18 protein-coding genes are annotated in these 16,549 nt (G+C 72.9%); 12 read left to right on the top strand and 6 right to left on the bottom strand.

Going from position 1 to position 16,549, the window contains the following annotated elements; genetic code table 11:
* Both ABD401_RS11485 and ABD401_RS11480 read right to left on the bottom strand, forming a co-directional pair.
* On the bottom strand, window positions 1-1,770 hold a 1,770-nt coding region (locus tag ABD401_RS11485; RefSeq protein WP_344604755.1), incomplete at its 3' end, for an AAA family ATPase.
* Complete coding sequence (locus ABD401_RS11480; protein ID WP_344604765.1) at window positions 1,767-2,999, bottom strand: exonuclease SbcCD subunit D; 1,233 nt, start codon at window positions 2,997-2,999, stop codon at window positions 1,767-1,769. The genes ABD401_RS11480 and ABD401_RS11485, both read right to left, overlap by 4 nt.
* 102 nt (window positions 3,000-3,101) lie before the next feature.
* Between ABD401_RS11480 and clpS the strand changes: the two genes are divergently transcribed.
* From clpS to ABD401_RS11425, 11 genes are all read left to right on the top strand, one after another.
* A complete protein-coding gene (clpS, locus tag ABD401_RS11475; protein ID WP_344604753.1) occupies window positions 3,102-3,392 on the top strand; it encodes an ATP-dependent Clp protease adapter ClpS in 291 nt (96 codons plus the stop codon).
* 23 nt (window positions 3,393-3,415) lie between these two features.
* The gene (locus ABD401_RS11470) at window positions 3,416-3,982 is read left to right on the top strand and encodes a DUF2017 domain-containing protein (RefSeq protein ID WP_344604751.1); all 567 of its coding nucleotides are present in this window, start codon (window positions 3,416-3,418) and stop codon (window positions 3,980-3,982) included.
* Window positions 3,983-4,024: 42 nt separating this feature from the next.
* Window positions 4,025-4,441, top strand: coding sequence for a M67 family metallopeptidase (locus ABD401_RS11465; protein WP_344604749.1), 417 nt, complete (start codon window positions 4,025-4,027; stop codon window positions 4,439-4,441).
* Between the two features lie 150 nt (window positions 4,442-4,591).
* Window positions 4,592-4,864, top strand: coding sequence for a MoaD/ThiS family protein (locus tag ABD401_RS11460; RefSeq protein WP_019878165.1), 273 nt, complete (start codon window positions 4,592-4,594; stop codon window positions 4,862-4,864).
* 42 nt (window positions 4,865-4,906) lie between these two features.
* Window positions 4,907-5,854, top strand: a complete 948-nt coding sequence (locus tag ABD401_RS11455) for a PLP-dependent cysteine synthase family protein (protein WP_344604746.1) — start codon at window positions 4,907-4,909, stop codon at window positions 5,852-5,854.
* Window positions 5,855-6,065: 211 nt separating this feature from the next.
* The gene (gene murI, locus ABD401_RS11450; protein WP_344604744.1) at window positions 6,066-6,887 is read left to right on the top strand and encodes a glutamate racemase; all 822 of its coding nucleotides are present in this window, start codon (window positions 6,066-6,068) and stop codon (window positions 6,885-6,887) included.
* Window positions 6,884-7,630, top strand: a complete 747-nt coding sequence (locus ABD401_RS11445) for an MBL fold metallo-hydrolase (protein WP_344604742.1) — start codon at window positions 6,884-6,886, stop codon at window positions 7,628-7,630. Before murI ends, ABD401_RS11445 begins: the two co-directional genes overlap by 4 nt.
* A 13-nt stretch (window positions 7,631-7,643) precedes the next feature.
* Window positions 7,644-8,378 (top strand): ribonuclease PH, encoded by a 735-nt coding sequence (rph, locus tag ABD401_RS11440; protein ID WP_344604740.1) that lies wholly within the window; start codon window positions 7,644-7,646, stop codon window positions 8,376-8,378.
* Window positions 8,375-9,007 carry an RdgB/HAM1 family non-canonical purine NTP pyrophosphatase gene (gene rdgB, locus ABD401_RS11435; RefSeq protein ID WP_344604738.1) on the top strand — a complete coding sequence of 211 codons (633 nt, stop codon included), beginning with the start codon at window positions 8,375-8,377 and terminating at the stop codon, window positions 9,005-9,007. Before rph ends, rdgB begins: the two co-directional genes overlap by 4 nt.
* A gap of 11 nt (window positions 9,008-9,018) precedes the next feature.
* A complete protein-coding gene (locus ABD401_RS11430) occupies window positions 9,019-9,483 on the top strand; it encodes an SMI1/KNR4 family protein (protein ID WP_344604736.1) in 465 nt (154 codons plus the stop codon).
* Window positions 9,484-9,488: 5 nt separating this feature from the next.
* Window positions 9,489-10,199: a hypothetical protein gene (locus tag ABD401_RS11425; RefSeq protein WP_344604734.1), complete on the top strand. Its 711-nt coding sequence runs from the start codon at window positions 9,489-9,491 to the stop codon at window positions 10,197-10,199.
* Between the two features lie 9 nt (window positions 10,200-10,208).
* Here the strand turns inward: ABD401_RS11425 and ABD401_RS11420 are convergent, their stop codons facing one another.
* Genes ABD401_RS11420 through ABD401_RS11410 form a run of 3 tightly spaced genes read right to left on the bottom strand, consistent with a single transcriptional unit; the run spans window position 10,209 to window position 14,217 of the window.
* Complete coding sequence (locus ABD401_RS11420; RefSeq protein WP_344604732.1) at window positions 10,209-11,297, bottom strand: glycosyltransferase; 1,089 nt, start codon at window positions 11,295-11,297, stop codon at window positions 10,209-10,211.
* A 20-nt stretch (window positions 11,298-11,317) separates the two neighbouring features.
* Entirely contained in the window at window positions 11,318-12,583 is a 1,266-nt protein-coding gene (locus ABD401_RS11415) for a nucleotide sugar dehydrogenase (protein ID WP_344604730.1), read from the bottom strand.
* 59 nt (window positions 12,584-12,642) lie between these two features.
* Window positions 12,643-14,217, bottom strand: a complete 1,575-nt coding sequence (locus ABD401_RS11410) for a glycosyltransferase family 4 protein (RefSeq protein WP_344604728.1) — start codon at window positions 14,215-14,217, stop codon at window positions 12,643-12,645.
* Between the two features lie 61 nt (window positions 14,218-14,278).
* On the opposite strand from ABD401_RS11410, the gene ABD401_RS11405 reads away from it, so the two are divergent.
* The gene (locus tag ABD401_RS11405) at window positions 14,279-15,541 is read left to right on the top strand and encodes a sulfotransferase domain-containing protein (protein ID WP_344604726.1); all 1,263 of its coding nucleotides are present in this window, start codon (window positions 14,279-14,281) and stop codon (window positions 15,539-15,541) included.
* Between the two features lie 24 nt (window positions 15,542-15,565).
* Here the strand turns inward: ABD401_RS11405 and ABD401_RS11400 are convergent, their stop codons facing one another.
* The gene (locus ABD401_RS11400; RefSeq protein ID WP_344604724.1) at window positions 15,566-16,546 is read right to left on the bottom strand and encodes a sulfotransferase family protein; all 981 of its coding nucleotides are present in this window, start codon (window positions 16,544-16,546) and stop codon (window positions 15,566-15,568) included.
* Between the last annotated feature and the right edge of the window lie 3 nt (window positions 16,547-16,549).

The following is a 16,549-nucleotide window of genomic DNA, read 5'->3' as shown; positions in this document are numbered from 1 at the left end:
GGCTGCGAGCTCGTCCCGCTTGGCGGCCGCCTGCTCGGCCCGGCCGGCGAGCTCGGCGGCCGGTGTCCCGGCCATCGGGCCGAGCCGACCGCGGGCCGACTCGACCTTCGCGACCGCGGCGGCGTGCGCGGCGCCCACGGCCTCCGCCGCGGCCCGCGCCTGCTCGGCGGCGACCCCGGCCGCCTCCTCCTGCTCGCGTGTGACGCGACCGGGGGACAGGACCGGCTTGTCGGGGTGGTCCAGCGAGCCGCACACCGGGCACGGTGTGCCCTCCTCCAGGCGGGCGGCCAGCTCGGCGGCCATGGCGTCGATGCGGTCGCGCCGCAGCCGCAGGTGCTCCTCCGCCAGCGCCTGGGCGTGCTCGCGCGCTTCGAGGTGACGCTGCCTCAGTTCCTCGGCGGTGGCGGACTCCTGGGCCAGTTCGGCTGCGGTTCGGGCGGCGTCGGCGAGGGCGTCCGCGGTCCGCTGCGCCGCGGGCAGTTGCACCGCCGCCTCGCGCGCGGCCTCGCGCCGGGCGAGCAGCGCGGTACGACGTTCGTCGAGGGCCGGACCCGCCTCGGCCGCGGCGGCCAGCTGCGTCGTCAGCTCGGCGGCAGTGGCCCGGGCGGCCGCGGCGGCGCGTTCCTCGGCCGCGGCCTCGGCGGCCACCGCATGCAGGTCGGCCAGGCTGCCCGAGCGCCGTTCGCACTCCCGGGCGTCCGTGCGCAGGTCGGCGGGACCGTCGGCCGGGTCGGCCCCGGCGGCGACGGCCCGCTCCCGCGCCGCGCGGTCGAGCTCGCGCGCCTGCGCCAGTGACCGGTCCGCGGACTGCAGAGCGGTCAGCAGCGGCAGCACCCCCGCGGCCGCGGTCGCGGCCTCGCACTCCGCGGCCAGCGCCGCGATCGCCGGTTCGGCCGCCGCGAGTTCAGCCGCCTTCCGGTCGGCCTCGACCCGGCGCTGCTGGCGCCGGGCGAGCGCCCGCGTCGCCTCGGCCGCGGCCCGCGCGGTCTCGAGGTCCACGCCGCGCTCCGCCACGGTCCGCACCGCGATGTCGACCGCCGCGGCGGCGGTGGCGCTCAGGTCCGAGGCCCACAGCGCGTCGGGCAGGGCGGCGGGCGGTTCGACCTCGGCGATCGAGGCGATCAGCGCGACCCGCTGGGCGATCCCGTCGCGGTGGCGTTCGAGCGCCGCGCTCGTCGTCCGGCGACGCTCGGCCAGCCACTGCTCGACGTCGCGGAAGCGGTCGGTGCCGAAGAGTCGCTCCAGCAGGACGACGCGTTCGTCCGACGGCGCGCGCAGGAAGCGGGCGAACTCGCCCTGCGGCAGCAGGATCACCTGGAAGAACTGATCCGCCGTCATGCCGAGGCGGGTCGTGATCTCGTCGTCCGCCTCGCCGACGCGGTTGGAGACCAGGTCCCACCCGGCCCCGGTCCACCGCTCGAGGAGCGCCTTCGCCGGCTCGGTCGTCATGCCCTCGCCGCGGACCTTCGGCCGCGACTGCTCGGGCGTGCGGGTGATCCGCAGCCGGCGCCCGCCGATCGTGACCTCCAGGCGGACGGACGTCCGCTCGGTCGCGCCCGCGTGGTCCGACCGCAGCCGGCGCACGATCCCGCGCTCGCCCGGCACCCGGCCGTAGAGCGCGAAGCCGAGCGCGTCGAGCAGCGTCGACTTGCCGGCGCCGGTCTCGCCGTGGAGCAGGAACAGGCCGGAGGAGGACAGGTCGTCGAAGTCCACCCGCACGGTCCCGGCGAACGCGCCGAACGCGGTGACCTCCAGGGAGTGCGGCCTCACGCCACACCCTCCAGGCCCTCGAACAGCGTGCCGGGGGCCGCGAACGGGTCCGCGTCCTCGGCCACGCGCACGGCCTCGAAGGCCTGCTCCAGGAGCGCGACCTCCTCGCCGGTGACGCCGGTCCCGCGGACGTGCGCGACGAAGTCCGCGGCCACCGCGAGGTCGGACCGCCCGCGGACCCGCTCGGTGTACCCGCGCTCGTCGACCAGCGCCCCGACCGGCTCCCAGCTCAGGACGAGCACGTGGGGGAACCGCGTCCGCAGGCGGTCCATCGCCGCCGCGGGGCGCACGACGTCGGTCAGCGTCACGCTGACGAAGTCGTCGACGTGGCACTCCAGCGCCGGGTCGGCCAGCAAATCCTCAAGGTTGCCGCGCACGACCGCCAGGGCACGGGTCGTCGGGGCCGGCACGAACTCGACCCGGCTCAGGCCGGACTCGCCGAGCTCCACCAGCCAGGAGCCCTTGCGGTGGCCGGCCTCGGAGAACGAGTAGGCGAGCGGCGAACCGCTGTAGCGGAGCCGGTCCGCGAGCGTCTGCGGCCCGTGCAGGTGGCCGAGCGCGACGTAGTCGACGCCGTCGAACAGCGCGGCGGAGACGGCGCCGACGCCCCCGACGGTGATGTCCCGCTCGGACTCGCAGGCGGCGCCGCCGGTCACCCAGCCGTGGGCCATCACGACCGACCGGCCGCCGTGGGACTCCCGGTCGGCCCGGACCGCGGCCATCGCCCGGCCGAGCACGTGCGCGTGCCCGCGGGTCGGGGCCTCCTCGTCGCAGGAGGGACCGGCCGCGGGGTCGAGCGGCGGCAGATCGTCCGCGCCGACGGCCGCCGGCTCCAGGTAGGGGATCGGGTAGACCGCGACCGGCCCGTGCCGGTCCTCCAGCACCACTGGGGTGCCGACGTCGGACACCCGCGTCCGCAGGTGCACGCCGGCGGCGTCGACCAGCCGGTCGTGGACGCCGAGCCGCTTCGCCGAGTCGTGGTTGCCGCTGGTCACGACGACCCGCGCCCCGGCCTCGCGGAGCCGGAACAGGGCGTCGTTGAGCAGGTCGACCGCCTCCAGCGGGGGCAGCGCGCGGTCGTACACGTCGCCGGAGACCAGCACCGCGTCGACGCGCTCGGCCCGCACGGTCTCGACGAGGTGGTCGAGGAACGCCGCCTGCGCCGGGGCGAGGTCCGCCCGGTGCAGGGACCGCCCGAGGTGCCAGTCCGAGGTGTGCAGCAGCCGCATACCCACGACGCTAGGGGCGGGCACCGACAACTCCCGGCAACGCCGCGCGCCCCGTCGCCCACACCGGCCGTCCGACCTCCGGCGGGGGTGCAAGATGGGGGCATGTCGGTCGCACCCGTCGAGCTCGAGCAGCCGGAGGCCGCCGAGCAGCTCCGCCCGGACGTTCCCTGGGTGACCATCGTCTGGAACGACCCGATCAACCTGATGTCGTACGTGACGTACGTCTTCCAGACCTACTTCGGCTACAGCAAGAAGCAGGCCACCAAGCTCATGCTCGACGTCCACCACGAGGGCCGGGCCGTCGTCTCGACCGGCACCCGCGAGGAGATGGAGCGCGACGTCAGCGCCATGCACGGGTTCGGCCTGTGGGCGACCCTGCAGAAGGACGACTGAGTCCGCCCCGACAGAATCGCCGGGTGAGCCTGGACATCAAGCGCGAGCGCGGGGGCGTCGTCACCATCGCCCTCGACGAGCACGAGGTTCTGGTCGTGCGCAGTGCTTGTCAGCAGATGGCGGAGCTGTTCGACTCCCGCGACGGCGACGCGCCCCGCGGCGGCACCGAGTCCACGGTGATCCCGGGCGTCCTCGACCCGTTCGCGGACACCGCGGAGAAATCCCTCCCGGACGACCCGGCGCTGGCGCGCCTGCTGCCCGACGCGTACCCGGACGACATCGAGGCCACCGGCGAGTTCCGCCGCTACAGCGAGTCCGACGTGATCGCCTTCAAGCGCGGCAACCTGACCACCATGCTCGCGACGCTCGGGGACGGCACCGAGCCGGTCCGGCTGGATCGGGAGCAGGTCCACGCCTGGATGTACGCGATCAACGACCTGCGCCTGACGATCGGCACCCGGCTGGAGCTGGAGGAGGGGTATGTCGAACAGATGGCGGCCCTCCCGCCCGAGGACCCGCGCCTGCCGCTGTACTACCTCTACGAATGGCTGTCCGCGCTCCAGGACGGCCTGATCCGGGTCGCGAGATAACGTCCGGACAAGTGTCCGGGTCCGTCCGGATAATCTGACCCCGTGCTGACCATCGAAGCGTCGCTCCGCGAGGCGATCATCGCCCACGCCCGGGCCGACCACCCGGACGAGGCCTGCGGCGTGATCGCGGGCCCGATCGGGTCGGACCGCCCGGTGCGCTTCATCCCCATGGCCAACGCGGCGCGCTCGACCACGTTCTACGAGTTCGACTCGATGGACCTGCTGCGCCTCTACAAGGAGATGGACGCCAACGACGAGGTGCCGGTGGTCGTGTACCACTCGCACACCGCGACCGAGGCGTACCCGTCCCGCACCGACATCCACTACGCGTCGGAGCCGGACGCGCACTACGTGCTGGTGTCCACCCGGGACCCCGACGAGGTCGAGTTCCGGTCGTTCCGCATCGTGGACGGCGAGGTCACCGAGGAACCGGTGACCGTCGTCACCAGTTACGACTGAATCCCCGCTCGATTCCCCGCTCGATTCCCCGCCCGTCACCCCGCTCGGGGAGCGGGGGAGAATGACCGCTCGGAATGTCCACCGCTCGTGCACGGTTTGCGCGGGCAGAAACCCGAAGCACGAACCGAAGAACACGAGGAGAGCAGCCCGATGGCGATCGAGGTCCGGATCCCGACGATCCTGCGCCAGTACACCGGCGGCGAGAAGGCCGTGAACGGCGAGGGCAAGACGCTCGACGAGCTGTTCGACGACCTCGAGAGCCGTCACGCGGGCCTGCGCGCCCGGCTCGTGGACGAGAACGGCCTGCGCCGCTTCGTCAACGTGTACCTGAACGACGAGGACGTCCGCTTCCTCGGCGGGCTGCAGACCGAGCTCAAGGACGGCGACAGCGTCACGGTCCTCCCGGCCGTGGCCGGCGGCTGACGCCGCCCTGACGTCGCGCTGACGCCGCGAACTCTCGTCCCCGTGCGCTTCGACTCCCTGCTCGACTCCGTCGGCCGGACCCCGTTGGTGGGCCTGCCGCGGTTGTCGCCGTCCCCGGACGTACGGCTGTGGGCGAAGCTCGAGGATCACAACCCGACGGGCTCGATCAAGGACCGCGCCGCGCTGCGGATGATCCTCGAGGGGGAGAAGGACGGCCGGCTCAAGCCCGGCTGCACCATCCTCGAGCCCACGTCCGGGAACACCGGTATCTCGCTCGCGATGGCCGCGAAGCAGCGCGGCTACCGCATGGTCTGCGTCATGCCGGAGAACACCTCCGAGGAGCGCCGGCAGATCCTGCTGATGTTCGGCGCGGAGATCGTGTCCTCGCCCGCCGCGGGCGGCTCCAACGAGGCCGTCCGCGTCGCCAAGCGGCTCGCGGAGGAGCACCCGGACTGGGTGATGCTCTACCAGTACGGCAACCCCGCGAACCCGCAGGCGCACTACGAGGGCACCGCCCCGGAGCTGCTCGAGGACCTGCCCTCGATCACGCACTTCGTCGCCGGGCTCGGCACCACCGGCACGCTGATGGGCGTCGGGCGGTTCTTCCGGGACCACAAGCCCGACGTCCGGATCGTCGCCGCCGAGCCTCGCTACGGCGAGCTCGTCTACGGCCTGCGGAACATGGACGAGGGCTTCGTGCCCGAGCTCTACGACCCGTCGCTGATCGACGCCCGCTTCTCCGTCGGGCCCCGCGACGCGGTCCGACGCACCCGGCAGCTGGTCGAGGAGGAGGGAATCTTCGCCGGCATCTCGACCGGCGCGATCCTCCACGCTGCGCTCGCCCAGGCAGCGAAGTCGATGGCGGCCGGGGAGCGGGCGGACATCGCGTTCGTCGTCGCCGACGGCGGCTGGAAGTACCTGTCGACCGGGGCCTACTCCGGGACGATTGCCGAGGCTGAAGAGGCTCTCGAGGGCCAGCTCTGGGCCTGACCGACCCGGTTCCGGTCGGTCCGTCCGCGGTTCGCCGCGGGCTCATTCAGTGTGTGCTGCACATGTCGAAGTGCTTGCTGACTGAGCCGAAAGTGCTAACAAAATTTAGCACGTTTGTCCGGGCAAAACGCCGCCTTACCTGCGAAGTGTGACCAAGGCGACCGCGGGTTTCTCCGCTGTTTCCCGGCCGTCTCCCTTACCGTCTTGGCATATGTCTGAGGCAGGCATCGGCATCTTCGACAGTGGAGTCGGAGGACTGACGGTGGCTCGCGCGGTGCTCGATCAGTTGCCCGCCGAGCCGATCGTCTATGTCGGTGACACGGCCCACGCGCCTTACGGTCCTCGCCCGATCGCCCAGGTGCGCGCCCTGGCCCTGGACGTCATGGACCACCTCGTCGACGAAGGCGTGAAACTGCTCGTGATCGCGTGCAACACCGCCTCCGCCGCGGTGCTGCGCGATGCCCGCGAGCGGTACCCGGTGCCGGTCGTCGAGGTCATCCGCCCCGCCGTGCGCCGGGCCGTCGCGGCCACCCGGAACTCCCGCGTCGGCGTCATCTGCACGCAGGCGACGAAGACGTCCAAGGCCTACGAGGACGCCTTCGCCGCCGCCCCCCAGATCGAACTGACCGTGACTGCCTGCCCACGGTTCGTCGAGTTCGCCGAGCGCGGCCGGACCTCCGGCGACGAGGTGCTCGCCGTCGCCACCGAGTACCTGGCCCCGCTGCAGGAAGCCGGCGTCGACACCGTCGTCCTCGGCTGCACGCACTACCCGTTGCTCACCGGCGTGCTGGCGCACGTCCTGGGCGACGGCGTCACCCTCGTCTCGTCCGCCGACGAGACTGCCAAGGACGTGTACCGCGTACTCGTCGACTCAGGTCTCACGCGTTCGGCGGAGCTGCCCGCTCCGACGCACCGGTTCCTCGCCACCGGGGACCGGCAGCCGTTCGCCGCCGTGGGGCGCCGGTTCCTCGGACCGGACATCGGCGTCGTCGAGGCGCTGGGGTCGGTCGGCGTGATGGGAGCTATCGCGTGAAGTTGACGGTGATCGGCTGCTCGGGGTCCTTCCCCGGGCCGGCGTCGCCTGCGAGCTGCTACCTGCTCGAGGTCGAGGGCTTCAAGGTGCTCCTCGACATGGGCTCGGGGGCGCTGGGCGCCCTGCAGCGCTACACCGACGTCTACGACATCGACGCCGTGCTGCTCTCCCACCTGCACGCGGACCACTGCATGGACCTGTGCGGCTACTACGTCGCGCGCAAGTACCGGCCGGAGGGCTCCGCGCCCCGGATCCCGGTCTACGGCCCGGCCGACTCGGCCGACCGCATGGCGCGCGCCTACGACCTGCCGATGGACCCCGGCATGCACGGCGAGTTCGACTTCACGCTGTTCCCCGACGGCGCCTTCGAGCTCGGCCCGCTGCGCATCACGACCGACCTGCTCGTGCACCCGATCGACGCGTACGGCCTGCGGATCGAGCACGACGGCAAGGTCCTCACCTACTCCGGCGACACCGGTGCCTGCGACGGCCTGGTCCGGCTGGCGAAGGACTCCGACCTGTTCCTGTGCGAGGCCTCGTTCCAGGACGGCCGCGACGACGTGCCGGAGATCCACCTCAACGGTCGCGAGGCCGCGGAGCACGCCGCCCGGGCCGGGGCTGACCGTCTGGTCCTCACGCACATCCCGCCGTGGAACGACCCGGAGCGCACGCTGAACGAGGCCACCGGCAACTTCGAGGGCCCGATCGAGCTCGCCCACCCCGGAGCCGTCTACACGCTCTAGTTAGGCTCGCGGGATGCCTCGACCCGAGAATCGCGCGAACGACCAGCTCCGTCCCGTCACCATCACCCGGCAGTGGCTCGACCACGCCGAGGGGTCCGTGCTCGTCGAGTTCGGCAAGACCCGCGTGCTGTGCGCCGCCTCCGTCACCCAGGGTGTTCCGCGCTGGCGCAAGGGATCCGGGCTCGGCTGGGTCAGCGCCGAGTACGCGATGCTGCCGCGCGCGACGCACACCCGCGGCGACCGTGAGTCGGTCAAGGGCAAGCTCGGCGGCCGCACCCACGAGATCTCCCGCCTGATCGGCCGCAGCCTGCGCGCGGTCATCGACTACAAGGCGCTGGGGGAGAACACGATCCTGCTCGACTGCGACGTGCTCCAGGCCGACGGCGGCACCCGCACCGCGGCCATCACCGGCGCGTACGTCGCCCTCGCCGACGCGGTCGAGTGGCTGCGCGCCAAGGGTGCGCTCGCCGGCGAGCCCCTCACCGGTTCGGTCGCGGCCGTCAGCGTCGGCATCCTCGACGGCGAGCCCCGGCTCGACCTGGAGTACGTCGAGGACGTCGCTGCCGAGACCGACATGAACGTCGTCTGCACGGGCGACGGGCGCTTCGTCGAGGTCCAGGGCACCGCCGAGGGCGAGCCCTTCGACCGCAAGCTGCTCGACGGTCTGCTCGACCTCGCGGTCAAGGGCTGCGCGGATCTGACGCGTATTCAGCTCGAGGCGCTGGCCGTCCCGCCGGTGAACCGGTGACGACGAAGCCGCAGCTGGTCCTCGCCACCCGCAATCACAAGAAGCTCGCCGAGCTCCGGCGGATCCTCGACGAGGCCGGCCTCCAGGTCGAGCTCGCCGGGCCCGAGGTGTTCGCCGAGGTGCCCGACATCGCCGAGACCGGCGCGACGTTCGCCGAGAACGCCGTGCTGAAGGCGCGGGCCGTCGCCGCGGCGACCGGGCGGCCGGCGGTGGCCGACGACTCCGGGCTGTGCGTCGACGCCCTGAACGGGATGCCGGGCATCCTTTCGGCCCGCTGGGCGGGCCGGCACGGCGACGACGAGGCGAACCTCGACCTCGTCCTCGGCCAGCTCGCCGACCTCCCCGACGACCGGCGGGGCGCCCACTTCGCGTGTGCCGCCGCCCTGGCCCTCCCGTCCGGGGAGGCCGAGGTCGTGACCGGCGAGGTGTTCGGCGTCCTCCTGCGGGAGCGGCGGGGCGAGAACGGGTTCGGCTACGACCCCATCTTTCGTCCGAACGGGTACGACCGGACCACCGCCGAGATGGACGCGGCCGAGAAGGACGCGATCAGCCACCGGGGCCGTGCGCTGCGCGCGCTCGTCCCCCACATCGCCGCGCGCTTAGGGGGAACTCCCAGCACCGGCGGCTAGATTGAACCGCGATGTGGACCGCATGGTTGCGTGGCCTCGACACCCTTGAGGGCACGATCGCGCTCGCCGAGCCGGTGGATCCCGACGTCCTGGCCGACGCCGAGGACCGGCTCGGGCTGATCCTGCCCGACGCCCTGCGCACGCTGCTGCTGGAGTCCGACGGCGTGGTCGGCATCGGCCGCGGGGAGCCCGTCTGGCCGGCGGAGCGGATCGCCGAGGAGAACGTCCTGCTCCGGACCGCCGGGTCGACCCCGGCACTGCCCGACGGTGCCGACGACGACCTGCTGTTCTTCGGCGACGCCGGGGACGGCCGCCTGCTGGCCTACGAGCTCGAGGGTGACGAGGTCACCGAGCCCGACGTCTACCTCTGGCAGCCCGACCTGCGCGAGGCGGTCTGGATCGCCTCGGACCTGCAGAGCCTGCTCGACGACTGGTACCGGGGCGACCTCCCGGACGAGGACCGCTCGTTAGGGTGAGCAGCGTGATCTCGAAGTTCCGCCCCGGGCGGCGCCCGGCGCTGATCTTCGTGCTCGGTTCGCAACGCTCCGGCACGAACGCCCTGCGGCAGTCGCTCTCGCTCGACCCGTGGGTGATGGGCTTCAACGAGCGCGAGAACAGCGAGCTGTACGCCCGGTGGAAGCTCCGCCCCGAGCCGGAGATCCGCGGGTTCCTGCGGTCCTGCGCGCCGCACAAGGTGCTGCTCAAGCCGATCCAGTCGGTGTTCAAGACGCCGGTCGCGGACTTCCTCGCCCCGTTCGCGGACTACGAGGTCAAGGTCGCCTGGATCTACCGCGACCCGGTCGCGGTCTTCCGGTCCCGCGCGGAGCGCTGGACCGACCGCAACGACGCCGCGCGCTTCGCCAACGAGTGGAACCGCATCAACTCCTCGGCCCTCGACGCGAACGACGCCCGGATCGGCGTCGTCTGCTACGACCGCCTGCTCCAGGGCGGGCCGTCGTTCGGGGCGGTCAACAAGTTCCTCGGCACCCGCGGCGACAACCTGTTCCGCCCGACCCGGACCAAGGACTCGATCCTCGACGAGGTCGGTGAGGCGAACGCCGAGCGGATCGGCGCCGAGACCGCCGCGACGCTGGCACGCATGAACGCCGCGGCGGACGCGTTCCTCGCCGCGTGGGGCACCGCCCTGCCGGCGGAGGAGCCGAGCTCCTCGGACGACCTCGTCCTCGACTGACCTTTCGGGTCAGGACCCGGCCCGCGCCCAGGCCTCGAGCTGGGCGACGAACGTCTCGCCGGCCGTGCGCCAGTCGTGCTCGGCGAGGGCGGCCTCGTGGCCGCGGCGGCCGTAGGCGAGCCGGCGCTCGGCGTCGTCGCGCAGCCGGAGCACCGCGGCCGCCGCGGCGGCCGGGTCGTCCCAGCCGACGACCGTCCCGCACTCGTGCCGGGTGACCAGGTCCGCCGCGGGCGGGTTCGGCGTGGTGACGACGGGCAGCCCGTGCGCCATGTACTCGATGACCTTGGTCGGCATCGAGTGGCGGTAGTTGGGCTGGTCGGTCAGCAGCGACAGACCCGCCAGGGCCCCGGGCAACCGGGCGAGGGCGGCGTCGTTGGGCTGGAACCCGGCCCAGTCGAGGACGCCGTCGGCGACGGCCTGCTCCAGCAGCGGCGTCGCGGCCGCGTCGGCGCCGCCGATCAGCTCGACCCGGACGCCCTCGGGCGCGAGCCGGCGGGCGACGGCGACCATCTCGGCCGCGCCGCGCTCCAGGGTGATCGCGCCGAGGTACACGGCCCGGTCCGCGCCCGGGGGCGGGACCTGCGCGGGCACCAGCGTCTGGTTCGGCACCACCGGGTGCGGGCGGCGGAACCGGTCGACGTACCCGTGCTCGGCGAGCATGAGGTGCACCGACCGCTCCGCGACGCTCTCCGCGAGCCGGACGGCCCCGGCGAGGGGGACGCGCGCCGGGCGGGGGAGCCAGGCCTTCATGCCGAGCGCGGCGGCGGTGTCCTCGTGCACGTCCCACACCACCGGCCGGCCGCGGTGCGCGCCGGCGACGGCGAGGAGCAGCTCGGGGTCGTGCAGGACGGTGATGTCGACCTCGTCCCGCAGCCGCCGGTACGCGGCACGCGCGGCCTTCACCGCGCCGAGCCGGTTGCGCCCGGCCGAGCGCGGCAGGTCGACGCCCTCCAGTCCGTCCCGGGGCGACACATCCCGGGCCGAGAACGGCGCCGCGTACACGACCGCGTGTCCGGCCGCGGTCAGCGAGGCGATCTCGCGGTGCAGGATCCGGGCATCCTCCGGATGGTGCACGACCGTCATCACGAGGACGCGCATGACCGGTGGACGCCTCCGCGTCAGAGGCGCTCGACCGTGGGCGACGCGGTCAGCACGCCGCGGGTGTCCAGCACGAGCTGGCCGCCGGTGATCACGTCGAGGTCGAACGCGCGGTGCGGGGCGAGCAGGATCGACAGGTCCGCGAGCCGGACGCCGTCGCCGAGGTCGTCGACCTTCGGCACCGGGGTGCCGTCGACCGTCCACGACGGGACGTGCGGGTCGCAGTAGCTGACCTCGGCCCCGAGCGCCCGCAGGCGACGGACCAACGGCAGTGCCGGCGTCTCGCGCTCGTCGGCGATGTCCGGCTTGTAGGTCACGCCGAGCAGCAGGATGTTCGAGCCGTTGACCGCCTTGCGCTGGGTGTTGAGCAGCCGCGTCGCGCGCTGGGCGACGTAGACCGGCATCCGCTCGTTGACCTCCTGCGCCAGCTCCACGAAGTGGAACGGGTAGCCGAGCTTGCGCACGGCGTGCGAGAGGTAGTTCGGGTCGATCGGGATGCAGTGCCCGCCGACGCCGGGGCCGGGGCGGAACGCCTGGAAGCCGAACGGCTTCGTCGCGGCCGCGTCGATCGCGGACCACAGGTCGATGCCGAGCTCGTTGCAGAACATCGCCATCTCGTTGACGAGCGCGATGTTCACGTGCCGGTAGGTGTTCTCGAGCAGCTTGGCCATCTCGGCCTCGGCGGTGCCCTTCACCGGCACGACGGTCTCGACGATCTTCCCGTAGAACGCGACGGCGCGGTCCCGGCAGGCGAGCGTGTGGCCGCCGACGACCTTCGGGGTGTTGCGCAGGCCGAAGGTCGGGTTGCCCGGGTCGATGCGCTCGGGGGAGAAGGCGAGGAAGAAGTCCGAACCGGCCTGAAGGCCACCGGCCTCCAGGGCGGGCAGCAGGACGTCGCGCGTGGTGCCCGGCCAGGTGGTGGACTCCAGCACGACGAGCTGACCCGGCTTCAGGTGCGCCGCGATGGCGGCGGTCGCGGCGTTGACCGCGCCGAGGTCGGGGCGGCGGTCGTCGTCCAGCGGGGTCGGGACGCAGATGACGACCGTCTCGCAGTCGCCGACCACGGTGGAGTCGGTGGTGGGGTGGAAGTTGTTGGCGATCAGGTGCGCGACCTGGGCGTCACTGATGTCGTCGACGTGGGACTGCCCGGCGAGCAGCCCGGAGACCTTGCGTTCGCTGGCGTCCACCCCGGCGACGCGCATACCGGCGGCCACCGCCTCGACCACGAGCGGCAGGCCTACGTAGCCGAGGCCGATGACGCCGAGGTCGTACTTGAAGCCGCTCATGTCCCCATCCAGTCCGCCGTGCCGGGGCCTGGTTTTCCCCCGGTGATCGACTTCCCAGGTTACGCGTTCGGGGTGCCCAGCCGGGCGTAGAGGGCGCGATACGTCTCCGCCAGCCGGTCCCAGGTGAATCGCTCGGCCACGACGTCCCGGGCGGCCGCTGCCAACTCCGCGCACCGGGACGAATCGGTGCGCAACCGCTCCAACCCGGCGGCCAGGGACTCCGCGTCACCCGGCCGGACCAGCTCGGCCGCCACCCGGCCGGGCGTGGAGCCGCTGCGCTCGTCGACGAGCTCCCGGAGCGCAGGAAGATCCGAAAGGACCAGCGGCCGCCCGGCCGCCATGGCCTCCAGCGGCTTGAGCGGAGTCACCAGCCGGGTCACCCGCAGGTCGAGTCGCGGGCAGACGAAGACGTCCAGGGCGGCCACCACGCGCAGGGCCACGTCCGGGGCGACCTGACCGGGCATCAGCAGGTGCTCCGGTCCCAGCCCGAGCTCGGCGGCCAGCCGGTCGAGCGTCGGGCGGAACGGACCGCCCCCGACCAGGAGGACCCGGACCTTCGACCCGCGGTCCCGGAGCAGGGCGGCGGCCTGGAGCAGGACGTCGAAGCCCTCGTACGCCGCGAGCTTCGAGACGGTGCCGACGACGAACTCGTCGTCGGCGAGCCCCCACTCGCGGCGCGCGGCGGCCCGGTCGTGATGTTGCGTCAGAAGAGCGGCGTCGACGGCGTTCGGGGTCAGGACGATCTTCCCGGCGGGGATGCCACGACCGAGGATCTCGGCGCGCATGGTCTCCGACAGCGTCGCGACCAGGTCGGCCTCGGCCATGATCGCGGTGTCGCGCTCCCGGTGCAGGCGCATGCGCTCGGGCATCGTCGCCTCGAGGTCCGCGTTCGGGTCGAGCGCGGCGCCGGCGGCCCAGGACTCCTCCAGGAACCCGCGGATCTCGTAGAGGACCGGCAGCCCGGTCCGCTCGCGGACGGCCAGGGCGACGGTGCCATTGCGGTGGTCGGTCGCTGCGTGCAGGACGCTCGGTCGCAGCGTGCGCACGAGCTCGGTGGCGGCGTCGGCCCCGCGCTGCAGGCGGCGGTCGGCCTCGGCCGGGATCGGCCCGGTGGGGATCAGCCGGTGGTAGACGATCCCGTCGATCGTCTCCGACGGCGCTGCCTCCGGGTGGCCGTCGCGGGCGGGCCAGCCCCACTGGGTGACCGCGACCGGGTCCAGCCCGGCGGCCCGCTGGGCGCGCAGGATGCGGTGCGTCCGCAGCGTGTAGCCCGCCTGGGCGTAGGGGAGCGCGTTGGTGACGAGGTGCAGCACGCGCCCGGGCGTCCCGACCACGCGCTCGCCACCACGGGAGGGCACCGGGTCCTTCCCGTACGCGCGCAGTTCCCCCTCGTAGCGCCGGCGCAGCCGGTCGCCGGCGGGCAGCAGCGCAACGGCGGCGGAGAGTTCACCCGACCGCGCCAGTGCGCGGGCCCGGTCGCGGGACCGGCCGGCCGCGGTGCGCGGCAGGCGGTTCAGACCGGGGAGGCGGGCGGGGTCCTCGGTGATGCGGTCACGGACGACCCGGGCGGTCAGCGCGGGCCGTGTCAGGGCCCCGCGCAGCAGGGGACCGACGAGAGCCCGGAGCGCGTTCACCGGCGCAAGTATGCTCGGTGCCCGTGAGGGGTGGCGTTCGGACACGGATCGGAATTCGGGCATGACGTGCATCGCGGTCGTCGGGGCCGCCAAGTCGGGCACGTCGGCCCTGTTCGCGGCCGTCCGCAACGTGGGCGACTGGCTGGCCATCTACGAGATGAACAACGAGCGCCAGCTCGCGTTCCTGACGAACCATCCGGCACCGCAGCGGATGACGAAGATCCTCGTCCGTCGCGTCGTCGAGCGGAACCTGAACCTCGCCGCCTTCGACAAGCAGGTCTACCTGGTCCGTGACCCCCGGGACATGCTGATCAGCTGGATGCTGTTCCGCCCCCTGCTCCACGGCTCCGCCCACGACGACGACTTCTGGAACGAGTTCGTCGGGACGCTGCGGAAGAAGGAGGCCGACCCGGCGTCGGTGTCCATCGCGGACCTCGAAGCCATCTATCTGCGCCGTGGCCTCGACATGCCGTTCGCGCGCCGACTGCGTCGCGGATTCTCCGACCAGAAGCACGTGCTGACCCAGTACCCGGACATGCACGTCCTGCGCTACGAGGACTTCCTCGACGGCAAGGTCGACGCGGTCTCGGAGTACCTCGGCATCCCGATCGCGACGAAGGTCCGCCTCGGCGAGCACAGCGGCTACAACGAGCGCAGCAAGTCCGCCGGCGGCTGGCGTCACTGGTTCACCCCGGGCGACGTCGAGACCTACCGCGAGCTCTTCGACCCGCAGCTCGCGAAGTACGACTACGACCTCGACTGGACGCTGGCGAGCGACCCGCAGATCAACCCGGCGACCTCCTCGGAGTACCTGGAGCGCAACCGGAACCGGCCGCAGCTGATCGGCAACGGTCCCGAGCAGTTCCTCCCGGCGGACAGGTACGACGACACGCGTCTGGCGGTGCTGCGGTCCGGGGTCCAGGACGGCCGCGAGGCCGCGATGATCGAGCTCGCGCTCGTCTACCTGCGCGGGGTGCACCAGCCGCAGGACCTCGCCGCGGCGAAGGAGCTGCTCGAGGACGCCTCCGCCCGGGGCAACGCGTACGCGATGGTCCACCGCGGCCTCGGCGCCCGGTACCGCGTCCCCGGCTGGGGGACCGACCCGGGCCCGTTCTTCTCGAAGGCCGCGTCGATCGCCGGACGCAAGCGGACCGACCAGATCATCCTCGCGCTCGACCCGGCCTGGCGGCAGCACGTGCTCCCGGCCGCGGGCAAGGCCCGGCCGTTCGCGGTCCCGACCGAGCGCATCCGCATCCAGCTGGCGGACGGCCTCGCCCGCGCCAAGGCGCTGCGCTCCAAGCTGCAGGAGCGCGTCGGGCGCTGAGCCCGTTCGCGTTGAGCCGCCGGCTCAGCGCGGGACGGCCGCCACCGAGATGCCGGCCTTGGCCTCCTGCCGCCGCTGGAGCAGGTCCTTCTGCTGCCGGCGGATCCGGCGGGCGCGGTGGTCCAGGTCGGCCTGGATCGTGCGCGCGACGGCCTTCGGCGACGGGCGGGCGCCCTTGGGCACCTCGTAGCCGAGCGAACGCAGCCGGCGGCCCGACATCGCGTTCATCAGCTCGGCCTCCCACGGCTCGAAGCGCTCCCGCCAGCGGCCGATGCTGCTCGTCGTCACCTCACCGGCGAGCTTGCCCGCGAGCGGGCGCCCGTCGACGGTGGCGTCGGAGCCGACCTCGTGCGGGGTGAGCATCTCGGGGGCGAAGTCCTCCCCGATGAAGTTGCACAGCTCCTTGAGCACGGGCTCGGGGTCGCTGACGAGTGCCTCGTAGCGGATCTCCATCCACTGCCCGGGCGGCACCCGCTTGGCGGCACGGCGGCCGTAGTCGATCGCGCGGTTCCACTGGGCGATGGCCTCGGGGGTGTCGCGCTTGGACCAGCGTTGCCGGGTCAGGGACGCCGCGGCGTCCCGGCCGTCGCGGACCATGTTGACCAGCTGGGCGTCCGGGTACAGGCGCAGCAGGTCGTCGACGTGCTCGATGTAGGTGGGGAACTTGTCGCCCCAGCGCGGCTTGTCGAAGCGCGCGGCGTACTGCTCGAAGGTCGCGGAGAGCGCGGACCCGATGGTGGGCGGTGCGGCGACGATCGCCTCGATCGTCTGCTTCCGGTCGATGCCGAGGCGCTCGAACTGGCCCTGCTTGCCGGTGATGAACTCGGCGAGCTTGCGCCGGTTCGCCTCCTGCGTGAGATCGCCGAACTTGGCGCGCTCGTAGTAGCTGCGGAGCACGAAGCGGGTCTCCGGGGGAACGGCGATCCGCGGGTGCGAGAGCAGCATCAGCCGCATCAGCGTCGTTCCGGAGCGCGGGCACCCCATGACCAGGACAGGACGTTCCACACG

It is taken from the genome of Sporichthya brevicatena, assembly GCF_039525035.1.
Taxonomy (GTDB): Bacteria; Actinomycetota; Actinomycetes; order Sporichthyales; family Sporichthyaceae; genus Sporichthya; species Sporichthya brevicatena.
This window is presented reverse-complemented; position numbering and strand designations above follow the sequence as displayed.

What these genes read in the sequence shown, in the direction of transcription:
- ABD401_RS11430 (WP_344604736.1), top strand. Translation starts at nt 9,019, where the DNA reads ATGTGGACCGCATGGTTGCGTGGCCTCGACACCCTTGAGGGCACGATC.
- ABD401_RS11420 (WP_344604732.1), bottom strand. Translation starts at nt 11,297, where the DNA reads ATGCGCGTCCTCGTGATGACGGTCGTGCACCATCCGGAGGATGCCCGG.
- ABD401_RS11460 (WP_019878165.1), top strand. Translation starts at nt 4,592, where the DNA reads ATGGCGATCGAGGTCCGGATCCCGACGATCCTGCGCCAGTACACCGGC.
- ABD401_RS11415 (WP_344604730.1), bottom strand. Translation starts at nt 12,583, where the DNA reads ATGAGCGGCTTCAAGTACGACCTCGGCGTCATCGGCCTCGGCTACGTA.
- murI (WP_344604744.1), top strand. Translation starts at nt 6,066, where the DNA reads ATGTCTGAGGCAGGCATCGGCATCTTCGACAGTGGAGTCGGAGGACTG.
- clpS (WP_344604753.1), top strand. Translation starts at nt 3,102, where the DNA reads ATGTCGGTCGCACCCGTCGAGCTCGAGCAGCCGGAGGCCGCCGAGCAG.
- ABD401_RS11480 (WP_344604765.1), bottom strand. Translation starts at nt 2,999, where the DNA reads ATGCGGCTGCTGCACACCTCGGACTGGCACCTCGGGCGGTCCCTGCAC.
- ABD401_RS11405 (WP_344604726.1), top strand. Translation starts at nt 14,279, where the DNA reads ATGACGTGCATCGCGGTCGTCGGGGCCGCCAAGTCGGGCACGTCGGCC.
- rph (WP_344604740.1), top strand. Translation starts at nt 7,644, where the DNA reads ATGCCTCGACCCGAGAATCGCGCGAACGACCAGCTCCGTCCCGTCACC.